At 68.1% G+C, this 10,438-nt stretch carries 12 protein-coding genes and 1 tRNA gene; 5 read left to right on the forward strand and 8 right to left on the reverse strand.

Annotated features, from left to right (window positions below; all coding sequences use genetic code 11):
- From ACYQ2W_RS23985 to rsmD, 5 genes are all read right to left on the reverse strand, one after another.
- Positions 1-1,376, reverse strand: a 1,376-nt coding sequence (locus ACYQ2W_RS23985; protein WP_459873126.1) for an undecaprenyl-phosphate glucose phosphotransferase, incomplete at its 3' end; no start/stop codon positions are given.
- 140 nt (positions 1,377-1,516) lie between these two features.
- Positions 1,517-1,593 (reverse strand) — tRNA-Met (locus tag ACYQ2W_RS23990).
- A 56-nt stretch (positions 1,594-1,649) separates the two neighbouring features.
- Positions 1,650-1,901: a YfhL family 4Fe-4S dicluster ferredoxin gene (locus tag ACYQ2W_RS23995; protein ID WP_459873128.1), complete on the reverse strand. Its 252-nt coding sequence runs from the start codon at positions 1,899-1,901 to the stop codon at positions 1,650-1,652.
- Positions 1,902-1,934: 33 nt separating this feature from the next.
- Entirely contained in the window at positions 1,935-2,441 is a 507-nt protein-coding gene (gene coaD, locus ACYQ2W_RS24000) for a pantetheine-phosphate adenylyltransferase (RefSeq protein ID WP_459873130.1), read from the reverse strand.
- Positions 2,442-2,451: 10 nt separating this feature from the next.
- Complete coding sequence (gene rsmD / locus ACYQ2W_RS24005; RefSeq protein ID WP_459873132.1) at positions 2,452-3,027, reverse strand: 16S rRNA (guanine(966)-N(2))-methyltransferase RsmD; 576 nt, start codon at positions 3,025-3,027, stop codon at positions 2,452-2,454.
- A 151-nt stretch (positions 3,028-3,178) separates the two neighbouring features.
- Between rsmD and ACYQ2W_RS24010 the strand changes: the two genes are divergently transcribed.
- On the forward strand, positions 3,179-3,559 hold the full coding sequence (locus ACYQ2W_RS24010) for a SirB2 family protein (protein WP_459873134.1): 381 nt from the start codon (positions 3,179-3,181) through the stop codon (positions 3,557-3,559).
- Between the two features lie 54 nt (positions 3,560-3,613).
- Here ACYQ2W_RS24010 and ACYQ2W_RS24015 read toward each other — a convergent pair whose 3' ends face one another.
- Positions 3,614-4,738: a hypothetical protein gene (locus tag ACYQ2W_RS24015; RefSeq protein WP_459873136.1), complete on the reverse strand. Its 1,125-nt coding sequence runs from the start codon at positions 4,736-4,738 to the stop codon at positions 3,614-3,616.
- Positions 4,735-5,424 carry a Crp/Fnr family transcriptional regulator gene (locus ACYQ2W_RS24020; RefSeq protein WP_459873138.1) on the reverse strand — a complete coding sequence of 230 codons (690 nt, stop codon included), beginning with the start codon at positions 5,422-5,424 and terminating at the stop codon, positions 4,735-4,737. The genes ACYQ2W_RS24015 and ACYQ2W_RS24020 overlap by 4 nt, the downstream gene beginning before the upstream one ends.
- A gap of 179 nt (positions 5,425-5,603) precedes the next feature.
- Between ACYQ2W_RS24020 and ACYQ2W_RS24025 the strand changes: the two genes are divergently transcribed.
- Genes ACYQ2W_RS24025 through ACYQ2W_RS24035 form a run of 3 tightly spaced genes read left to right on the forward strand, consistent with a single transcriptional unit; the run spans position 5,604 to position 7,682 of the window.
- Entirely contained in the window at positions 5,604-6,038 is a 435-nt protein-coding gene (locus ACYQ2W_RS24025; RefSeq protein WP_459873140.1) for a hemerythrin domain-containing protein, read from the forward strand.
- Between the two features lie 6 nt (positions 6,039-6,044).
- A complete protein-coding gene (locus ACYQ2W_RS24030) occupies positions 6,045-6,326 on the forward strand; it encodes a DUF2249 domain-containing protein (RefSeq protein WP_459873142.1) in 282 nt (93 codons plus the stop codon).
- Between the two features lie 45 nt (positions 6,327-6,371).
- On the forward strand, positions 6,372-7,682 hold the full coding sequence (locus tag ACYQ2W_RS24035; protein WP_459873144.1) for a hypothetical protein: 1,311 nt from the start codon (positions 6,372-6,374) through the stop codon (positions 7,680-7,682).
- 218 nt (positions 7,683-7,900) lie between these two features.
- Here the strand turns inward: ACYQ2W_RS24035 and ACYQ2W_RS24040 are convergent, their stop codons facing one another.
- Entirely contained in the window at positions 7,901-9,058 is a 1,158-nt protein-coding gene (locus ACYQ2W_RS24040) for an NAD(P)H-dependent flavin oxidoreductase (protein WP_459873146.1), read from the reverse strand.
- A 309-nt stretch (positions 9,059-9,367) separates the two neighbouring features.
- On the opposite strand from ACYQ2W_RS24040, the gene djlA reads away from it, so the two are divergent.
- Complete coding sequence (djlA, locus tag ACYQ2W_RS24045; protein WP_459873148.1) at positions 9,368-10,288, forward strand: co-chaperone DjlA; 921 nt, start codon at positions 9,368-9,370, stop codon at positions 10,286-10,288.
- Positions 10,289-10,438 lie beyond the last annotated feature (150 nt).

Genomic DNA, 10,438 nt, shown 5'->3' on the forward strand with positions numbered 1-10,438 from the left:
TACGCGTTGCGCCCGGAGAGCACGACCAGCACGGTCCGCATGATGATCTCCAGATCGAGCAGCGGCGACCAGTTCTTGACGTAGTAGAGGTCGAACTCCACCCGGCGGCGCATCTTTTCCACCGTATCGGTCTCGCCGCGATGGCCGTTGACCTGGGCCCAGCCGGTGATGCCGGGTTTGACGTTGTGGCGCTCCAGGTAGCGATCGAGCAGCCCGGCGTACTTGTCGTTGTGGGGCACCGCATGGGGGCGGGGCCCGACCAGCGACATGCTGCCGTTGAGCACGTTGAAGAGCTGTGGCAGTTCATCGAGGCTGAAGCGGCGCAACAGCCGCCCGAGGCGGGTCACCCGCGGATCGCCACGCCTCGCCTGGGGCAGATCGGGATCGTCCGCGACGCCGTGGCTCATGGTGCGGAACTTGTACACGGTGAACACCTCGTTGCGGAAACCGTAGCGCTGCTGCTGAAACAGCGCCGGCCCCCGCGAGTCGATACGGATGGCCACGGCGATCAGCCCCATCAGCGGTAGCGCCGGGATCAACAGCGCGGTCACCAACAGCAGGTCGACCCCCATCTTCACCACCCGGTTGATCGAGGTGAGGGGATGGCGCACGGCGGTGATCAACGGCATGCCGGCGATGTCGATCCGCTTGGCCTCGGGGTAAACCTCGAACAACGCCATCGGGCCGACGTGGAGATTGGCGGGAATCAGGCGCAGGTCGTTCAGCCAGGCGATCGCCCGCACACACCCCTCGCCGCCGGGAGGCACCACCACCACGTCGTCCACCGACCGCCCCTTGGACCAGTGCAACAACTCGTCGACGGTACCTACCGCCACCCCTTTCGGCAGACCGGAGGGCATCTCGCCCGCCGGGACAAACACCCCCGAAACCATCAGCCATGGCGTCCGGCGCCGCTCCAGCTCAAGGTAGAGCGCAACCACGTCCGCCGCCTCGCCGACCAGCACCGCCCGTCGCGCCAACCAGTAGCGCAGCCGCTCCGAGCGCCCCAGGTGGACCAGCCAGAGGCGCCCTCCGACCATCGCCACGAAGCAGAGCGCGAACCAGAGGGCTGCCCAGATCCGCGAGTAGTGTTCGGAAGACTTACTGAGATAACCCAGCCCGGCGACCACCAACCCCACCAGCAGCAGGGGCAAAAACAACTGGCGCACGACCCCCGCCAACCTCGCCTCGGAGAAGAGATAGACCCGGGTGAGGCTGAACAGACTGATGGTAATGAAGCCGGCGACCAGGATCACCAGCAGATAGCGGTTATCCAACACACCGTCACCAGCCCGCACGACATAGGCGAGATATCCGGTAAGGAGGACGCAGAGATAGTCCAGGAAAGGCAGAAAATTTAGATGGTGGCGATCCATAGGTTCATCCGGACCGCGGACAGGAAGGGAGACCGCGGGCTGAACCGCCTACGTATATCACCGTAAATCCCTTTTTTCGAGGGCGATCGCAACCGCCGGACAAAAAAAGGGCCTGTCACGGAGACAGGCCCTCTTGCACATGGTGGCTATGCCCTGATTCGAACAGGGGACCCCATCATTATGAGTGATGTGCTCTAACCAGCTGAGCTACATAGCCAAAATCGAAGGGCGCGAAGTATCGTCGATCGACACCGCGCTATCAACCCCGGAGCATCAGCCCTGGGCGGTGAGCCGCTCGTACTTGGCCTGCAGCTCGTCGGCCGTCTCTTCGTGGTCGGGATCCTTGGGGATGCAGTCCACCGGGCAGACCTCTACACACTGCGGCTCGTCGTAGTGACCGACGCACTCGGTGCAGAGGTTGGGATCGATCACATAGATCTCATCACCCTGCGAGATGGCGCCGTTGGGGCACTCCGGTTCGCACACGTCGCAGTTGATGCACTCGTCGGTAATCATCAGGGCCATGGTCAAAACTCCTAGTCGCGAGAAAGCGGGTAATTATACGGAATTGGTGCCGAATCTGTCAGCGAGGGCCGTCGCCACCGCGGGGTGGACGAAGGCGCCGATGTCCCCGCCCAGCGCCGCCACCTGCCGCACCAGACTGGAGGAGAGGTAGGCATAGCGCTCGGTGGTGGGCAGAAACAGGGTCTCCAGCTCCGGGGCGAGCGCCCGGTTCATGCCGGAGAGTTGAAACTCGTACTCGAAATCGGACACCGCGCGCAGCCCGCGCAGCAGCACCCGCGCCCCGGTCTGACGGGCAAACTCCACCAGCAGGGTATCGAAACCGCGCACCTCGACGTTCTCCCAGCGGGCCAGGGCCAGACGCGCCAACTCCAGCCGCGTCTCCAGACCGAAGGCGGGGTTCTTCGCCCCGCCCGCGGCGGCCACCGCCACGATGACCCGGTCGAACAGGCCGGCGGCGCGGCCGATGACGTCGCTGTGGCCGTTGGTGATCGGATCGAAGGTGCCGGGATAGACGGCAACGGTCTCACTGGTGGCGTTCATCGGTGGGTACTCATGGAGCGATCGCCAGAAAATAGGCCACCTCGCCGGCCTGCTTGGCGCGATGGAGACGCCACCCCTCGGGGAGCCGCGGCTCGCCCAGGGCGCGCTCACATTCAAGGTAGACCATCGCCCCCGGCGCCAGCCAACCGCCGGCGGCCAACGCCCGGCAACTCGGCTCCAGCAGCCCCGCACCGAAGGGCGGATCGAGAAACACCACCTGAAACGGTTCGGGAGGCCGCGCGAGGAAGGCCTGCGCCTCCATCGCCAACGGCTCCACCGCCTCCGCCCCGAGCAGCGCGCGATGGGCCTCCAACCGGCGAACCACGACGACCGCCCGATCCACCATCACCACCCGGGCCGCGCCGCGGGAGGCGGCCTCCAGGCCGAGGGCGCCGCTACCGGCGAACAGATCGAGACAGCGGCTCCCCTCGATGATCGGCGCGAGCCAGTTGAACAGCGTCTCGCGAACCCGGTCCCCGGTGGGACGCAGCCCCGGCAGGTCGGGAAAGGCGAGCTTGCGCCCCCGCCAGCGACCGCCGATGATGCGCAACTGGTTGGCGGCACGCCCGCCTCGGCCTCGACTCATGGCACCACTATCGCCGAAAGCGCGCTACCGCTTCCGTCACAATGTTACAGAGCGCGCTAGCTTAGCCTGCCGCCCCCCGCGGGTATACCCCCGGCGAGTTGATGCGGATCAAGGGAGCGCGCGCCGGGCGGCCTCAAGGTATCTCCCCGCCATGAACTACCTGTTACTGCGCGACATCCACATCACCTGCGCCGCACTCAGCGGTCTCGGTTTCCTGCTGCGCGGCTGGTGGATGGCCCGCGACTCGGCATGGCTCCACCACCGCGTCACCCGCACCCTGCCCCACCTCAACGACACCCTGCTGCTGGGCAGTGCGGTATGGATGGCCAGCCGCCTCGGCCAGTATCCGCTGGTCACCCCATGGCTCACTGCCAAGCTGGCCGCACTCCTCGGCTACATCGTCCTCGGCGGCATCGCCCTCAAGCGGGGTCGCACCCGCCGGCTCCGGCTGACCGCCCTCGCCGCCGCCCTGCTCTGTTACGGCTACATCGTCGCCGCCGCCGTCACCCGCACCCCCTTTCCGTTCGCGTAGGACGTGCCGCACACGCCGCCGCGGTCCCGTTCGACACGCCGCGCACGGCACGCCCTATGGATCGGCGAACAGCGCGAAAATCACCTGGAGTACGAACTGGAACACGACCAACGCGGCCAGATAGGGCGCCGCTGCGACCCCCGCCAGCGCGGCGACGCCGCAGAGCATGAACAGCGCGCCGCGGGTGGCGTGGCCGCGAGCGAGGCGCCGGTGGACCGCCTCCCGCCGGGCGGTGGGCGGCCCTGGCCAACGCCACAGGGGAATCAGATGGGCAGCGGCACCACTGACCAACGGCAGCAGGAAGAGGAGGACGAAGACGAGCGGCGACGGGGCGGCGACCAGCGCAACACCGTGGAGCAGCCCCTGAACCAGCAGCAGGCCCAGCCCGAGGGCGGCCAGGGCAAGGGCGCGGGAGGCCCCTGGCGCCGACCACACCGCGGCGCGGCGACGCCCCAGCAGCGGCGCCACCAACCGTCCCAGCCCCCACAGCCAGGCGACCCCGCCGACCACCGCCGCCGGCCACCAGAGGGCCGCACCGACGGCGACCAGCAACGTCCCGCCGAGGGCCCACGGCAGGTCCCGGCGCAACCGCTCCCCTGCCGCCGGCTCCGCATAACCGGCCACCGTCGGCAGCAGCACCCAGAGGGTACCGACGGCGGTGAGACCGACGAAGCCGAGCAGATTGAGATGGAGATGGAGGCGGCGCAGCGGCACCCACCACTCCGGCCGCCACGCCGCCAGGAGGACCGCCGCCAGCGCCGCCGACAGGCAACCGAGGGCTGCCAGGTACCAGGCCAGCCCGGGGTGGGGCGGAGCGAAGGCGGCGCGGGCACGCCCCACCATCCAGCCCCCCTGCACCGCTACCGCAACCACCGCCAGGGCCCCCGCCAGCACCAGCGGAGGCCGCCCCCATTGGAGAAAGGCGGACACCGCCGCGCCGCCTGCCGCCACCATCAACGGCAGCCCGCCAAGCCAACGGGGCGGCGGGGCGCCCCGGGTCAGCACCGGGGTGAAGTGGCCCATGGCGGCGAGGATCAGCGGCAGCACCCCCACCGCCAACATCAAGTGGAGGTGGGCGGCCGCAGCCAGCGGGAGGAGGGCGGGCAGCCCCAGGGCGACGGCGAACAGCAGCAGGACCAGCAGCGGGGCGAACCAGGGGGCTGGCAGGGCTTGGCTCACTGGCCGTAGCCACGCAGCCGCTCGATGTCGACCAGCTCCACCTCGCGGCCGTGGACCCGGATCAGGCCCTTTTCGCTCAGTTCGTGGAACACCCGCGACAGGGTCTCCGGGGTGAGATTGAGGCGAGAAGCGATCACCGCCTTGGCCACCGGCAGCTCCAGCGTACAGGCACCGCCGGAGGCCCGCCGCTCCTCCGCCTCGTAGATCAGATAGCCGATCACCCGCTGCACCGCGGAGTAGAGGCTGTAGACCTCCACGTCGCGGATGATCCCGTGAAGCCTGGCGCTCAGTCCGGCGAGCATCCGGCGGGCGAGTCCGGGTTCCCGCTCCAGATCCTCGAGGATCGCCTCACGGGAGAGGTAGACCAGGTGGCAGGCCTCGGTCGCCTGGGCGCTTACCGGGTAGGGGCGATCGATGAACATCACCGCCTCGCCGAAGGTCTCGCCATCGCGGACGATCTCCACCACCTTTTCCGCCCCCAGGGGGGAGGTGAGCACCAGCTTCACCCGCCCCTGGATGAGGTAGTAGAAGCCGTCCGGCGGCTCGCCGCGGTGGACCACCGTCTCCCCGCGGGCTGCCTTCAGGAAGCGGCAGCCACGGGCGACCCGCTCCCGCTGCCCGTCGTCCAACTCACGGAACAGGGGGATGCGCCCCAGGATCGCCGACAGGTCCACCGTTTCGCTCACGCCGCCCCTCATCCGGTTGTCTTTCAGTATGCCTCCCCGCCGGGTGGTGCCAGTTGACCGGCATCAAGGCGGACCCGTCACGTCGTTGCAGAATAGCCCATGCCGCCCCCGAAGTTCACGCGAACCTTGGCGGCTTCCACCCAACGAGCCCCCTCACTCTCCCCGACGAGACGCCCCCCATGACCCGGATCAGCCCGATGATGCATGACGACCACCAGCGCTGCGACGCGCTCTTCGCCACCGCCGAGGAGGCGGTCAGCGACCAGCGCTGGGACGACGCCGGCGTTGCCTTCTCCGCCTTTCGCGAGGCCACCCTCCACCACTTCGCGATGGAGGAGGAGGTCCTCTTTCCCAGCTTTGAGGAGGCCAGCGGCAACGGCGGCGGACCCACCGAGATGATGCGCTACGAGCACCGTCAGATGCGGGGGTTGATGGAGGAGATGGCGCAGGGGGCAAGCGGGATGGACGGCGCCCTCTACCTGGGGGCGGCCGAGACCCTGCTGATGCTGATGCAGCAGCACAACCTCAAGGAGGAGCAGATCCTCTACCCGATGACCGAGCAGCTCCTCGGCGAGACCCAGGGGGAGGTGATCGAACGGATGAAGAGGCTGTGAGGGGCGATGGAACGGACCCTCGATGTCAGCGACCTGGAGCCCCCGGAGCCGCTCACCCGCGCCATCGACGCCGCCGAAGCGTTGACGCCCGGCGATTATCTACGCCTGCGCCACCGCCGCCACCCCTGCCTGCTGGAGGAACAGCTCGCCCTCCGCGGCCTGCGCTGCACCATCCTGCCCGCGGGGAGGGACGAGGCCGTCGAGGTCTTCATCTGGCGCCGCGACGACCCGCAGGGCGCCCGGGCGGCCGCCGACGCCATGCCCCAACCCCTGACACTTGACACTTGACACCTGACACCTGACACCTGACACCTGACACCTGACACCCGCCCGATGCTCCCCCATGCCAACCTCTCCCTCGACCAGTCACCTCCCCTCTCGGTGCCGCTGCGCTTCTTCCTCACCGCGCCGCTGTTTCTCGCGGCCGCAGGAGCGGCGCTGACGGTGGAGGGACCGACCCTCCTCACCGGCCGCTGGGGCCCCGGCGCCCTGGCGCTGACCCACCTGATCACCCTCGGCGTGCTGGCGATGGCGATGTGTGGCGCCCTGCTCCAGTTCCTGCCGGTGGCGATCGGCAGCACCATCCCCCGTCCGCTGATCACCGCAGGCGCGATCCATGCGCTGCTCACCGCGGGCTCCCTGCTCCTGCCGTGGGGGCTTCACCAGTCGGACGCCACCGTCATCCTGCTCGGCAGCGGTCTGCTCGCCGCAGCGCTGCCGCTCTTCCTGCTCGCCACCACCATCGCCCTGGCGCGCGCCCGGGCGGCCTACGCCACCGTTTGGGCCATCGGCTTGGCGCTGGCGGCGCTGACGGTGGCGCTGTCGCTCGGACTGATCCTCGCCGCCGGCCACGCCGGGCTGCTGCCGCTCGCCCGTCAGCTCACCGACGGGCATCTCGCCTGGGGCGTGGGCGGCTGGATCGGGCTGCTGGTGGTGGGCGTGGCCTATCAGGTGGTGCCGCTGTTCCAGATCACGCCGGACTATCCGCGCTGGCTGAAGCGGGCGCTGGCCCCCTGGCTCTTCACCGCGCTGGCGCTGTTTCTCTGCGCCCTCCTGGTGCCGGCGACCGCGCCCTTCCGGTGGCCGGCGCTGCTCGCCCTGGCGGCGGGATTCGCGGCCTTTGCCGTCGCCACCCTTGCGCTCCAGCGGCGGCGCAAGCGGAAGATCGAGGACGCCACCCTCTGGTTCTGGCGGCTCGGGATGGGGCTGCTGCTGCTCGCCATTGCGCTCGGCACGGCCCATCTCGGCGGGGTCGAAGGGCTGGAGATGGCCTTCGGCGTCACCGCGGTGGCGCTGGTGCCGCTGACCCTGATCAGCGGCATGAGCTACAAGATCGCACCGTTCCTGGTGTGGCTCCACCTCAACTCGCTCGCCTTCCGTCGCGCGGCGGTGGGGGTGAAGGTGCCACACATGAAGGAGGTGATCTCCGAGCAGGCGGCGCGGCGCCATTTCAAGGTCCACGCCGTAGCCACGGCAACGGTGATCGCCGCGACCATCCTGCCGGTACCGCTGGCCCGGCCGGCTGGGGCGCTGGTGATCGCCACCGCGGCGTTCTACGGCTGGAACCTGTGGCGCACCCACCGGCTTTACCGGCGCACCGCAGGTGAAATCGAGGAGGCTGCGGGACAGACAATAGAGCGGTAGCCACGGGCGCCGACGTGACGGGTAAGCGTAGACGGGAGGTGCCGATCGGACGGGCCGCTGCCACCTTCCGCACGGCGCGCACGGCACGCCCTATGGCTTCTGCGGCGCCGCGGCATCCGCAACCCCGCTGTCATCGCGCTCTTCGACAGGACGAAAAAAGGGGCGCAAAGCGCCCCCATTTTCCCATCGACCAATTAGGATTCCGCGGCAGCGGAATCCTATGCGGCAGCGGGATCCTTGCCGGTGAGCAGCATCACCAGCAGGTCGTGGACCGAACGCAGCTGATCACCGAACGGCAGCGGTTCGGAGCCGCGGAAGAACAGCCCCTTCTCCAGATTGCCGTGGACCGCCGCTTCCAGCTGGGTGTCGATGCAGAACTGGCCCGCCTCCGAATTGCCGTCCTTCAGGCCGCAGTGGCTGAGACACTCGAACCACACCGCGCACTTCGCCTTCTCGGGGTTCGCGCGGGAACGCACCGTCTCCTCGCGGGCCAGATATTTTCTCAGCCAGGGGGTAAGCACCGCCCGGGCGGGCAGCCCGGCGGTGCTCATGAAGGTGACGATCTCCTCCGGTTTCGCCTCCAGCAGCACCTTCTTGAAGGTAGGGTGGGCATCCCCCTCCTCGGTCACCGCAAAGGGAGTGCCGATCTGCACCCCGGAGGCCCCCATGCCGAACAGATCCTTGATCTTCTGGAAGGAGTTGATGCCACCGGCGGGGAGCAGCGGGATCGGATCGACCTTCAGCTGCTCGAACACCTTGGGGATCTCCGCCAACACCCGCTTGAAATCGAACTTCGGGTTGTCGATATCCTCCGGCTTGGGCGCACCGAGGTGGCCGCCGGCGTAGCGCGGATGCTCCAGCACGATGGCATCGGGCAACACCCCCTTGCGCATCCAGCGCTTGAGCACCGCGCGCACCCCGCGCTCCTCGGAAAGGATCGGAATCAGCGCGACGTCGGGGTAGCCCTTGGTCAGCTCCGGCAGCTCGAAGGGAAGGCCGGCCCCCATGATGATGGCGTTGGCACCGCTCTCGCAGGCCTGCTTCACCAGCTCCGGGAAGCGGTCCACCGCCTTCATCACGTTGACCGCCAGGAAGCCGCCGGGACCGGCGATCTCGCGGGCGGCACGCACCTCGCGGTCGAGGGCCTCATAATTCGCCTCGTCGATCACCGCCCGCTCTTTCACCCGCCGGGTCCGCTCCATCAGATCCGGGTGGTGAACCCGCAGGTCGATGCTGGCGATGGTACCCACGGCACCCTCCCGCGCCACCGTGCCGGCCAACTGGTGGGCGGAGACGCCGACGCCCATTCCGCCCTGGATGATGGGAAGCAGATTCCGGCCGCGCAACGAGAGCGACGGGAAGGTGTGATTGATCATGATGAGGGGTGCCGTTGGAGGGGAGGTGTCCGGCGTGGCGCCCGTGTGACAGGTGCTACACTGGCGGCCGGATTCCCGGTGACTGAATGATGGGTATATTGGTCAATAATCCCCCGAAATGCAACAGAAACCATTAATTTTTCACGGAATTTGCGTGAACTGCGACTTTTCCACCCCCCCTCCGGGACGGCACCGGAGGAACCCTGTTGAAATATCGCTGTCATACAACCGCTTGTGGCTTGATATCGGGAAAACACAACGGATAGTGTCCGATTGCGGGATCCGCCGGAATTTGGTTGAATATTTGCCATGTACGACCTCTACGCGGCCAATGGACGGGGGCTGATGAACTGGTGGGGCAAACTCATCGGTGGCGGCCTTGGGTTTCTCGTCGGCCAGGCCCCGGGCGCGCTGGTGGGAATCGCGCTGGGCCACTACCTGGACCGCCACACGCCGCTGGGCGACAGCCGCCTCTCCACTTTTTTCCGCGGTCACGCCGAGCGCCGTGAACGCACCCAGGAACTCTTCTTCAATATCACCTTCGGCCTGATGGGCCACCTGGCCAAGTCCAAGGGACGGGTCAGCGAGCGGGACATCGCGGTGGCCGGCCGGGTGATGGACCGCATGGGACTCGATGGTGAGCGCAGACGGGAGGCCATCGCCCGCTTTACCGACGGCAAGAGCCCCCGCTACCCGGTGGAGCGCACCCTCACCCGTTTCAAGCGGGAGGTGAACAACCAGGGGCTCGACCGCCTGCTGCTGGAGACCCTGCTGGAGATCGGCTACGCCGACGGCACCCTGGCACCGGCCGGTCAACGGCTGCTCGGCACCGTCCGCGACCGGCTGCGTTTCGACCACGCCGAATTTCAACGTTTGGAGGAGCTGGTGCGCGCCGAACGCAGCTTCGCCGAGCGCCGCGAGCCGCCGCCACGACGGGAGGCCCGGAGCGGCACCGGCGACCGGCAGCGGGGGCCGCACCAAGGACCACGCCCCAATCCCCGCCCGCTACGCAACACCACCCCCGGCGCCGAATACTACGCCATCCTCGGCGTCACCCCACAGGCCAGCGATCGCGACATCCAGACGGCCTACCGCCGCCTGCTCAGCCAGCACCACCCGGACAAGATCATGGCCCGGGGGCTGTCCGAGGAGGCGGTGAAGCTGGCCGCCCACCAGACCCACGAGATCAAGAACGCCTACGAAAAACTGCGCCGGTTGCGCGGCTTCTGACGAAGCCGCGCAACCGGCGCGATATCCTGTAGGAGCGGCCCTTAGGCCGCGATCATAACGGAGTGAGGCATTTCAATTCGGCTCGCGGTAGGAACGGACACGGCGCCATCGCGGCCGTAGGGCCCGCGAAAGAATAACTTCCTGTTTTGA

It is taken from the genome of Endothiovibrio diazotrophicus, from assembly GCF_054657215.1.

Bases quoted from the DNA above. Each gene is read 5' to 3' on its own strand.
- ACYQ2W_RS23995 (WP_459873128.1), bottom strand. From the start codon at position 1,901: ATGGCCCTGATGATTACCGACGAGTGCATCAACTGCGACGTGTGCGAA.
- coaD (WP_459873130.1), bottom strand. From the start codon at position 2,441: ATGAACGCCACCAGTGAGACCGTTGCCGTCTATCCCGGCACCTTCGAT.
- rsmD (WP_459873132.1), bottom strand. From the start codon at position 3,027: ATGAGTCGAGGCCGAGGCGGGCGTGCCGCCAACCAGTTGCGCATCATC.
- ACYQ2W_RS24010 (WP_459873134.1), top strand. From the start codon at position 3,179: ATGAACTACCTGTTACTGCGCGACATCCACATCACCTGCGCCGCACTC.
- ACYQ2W_RS24025 (WP_459873140.1), top strand. From the start codon at position 5,604: ATGACCCGGATCAGCCCGATGATGCATGACGACCACCAGCGCTGCGAC.
- ACYQ2W_RS24030 (WP_459873142.1), top strand. From the start codon at position 6,045: ATGGAACGGACCCTCGATGTCAGCGACCTGGAGCCCCCGGAGCCGCTC.
- ACYQ2W_RS24035 (WP_459873144.1), top strand. From the start codon at position 6,372: ATGCTCCCCCATGCCAACCTCTCCCTCGACCAGTCACCTCCCCTCTCG.
- ACYQ2W_RS24040 (WP_459873146.1), bottom strand. From the start codon at position 9,058: ATGATCAATCACACCTTCCCGTCGCTCTCGTTGCGCGGCCGGAATCTG.
- djlA (WP_459873148.1), top strand. From the start codon at position 9,368: ATGTACGACCTCTACGCGGCCAATGGACGGGGGCTGATGAACTGGTGG.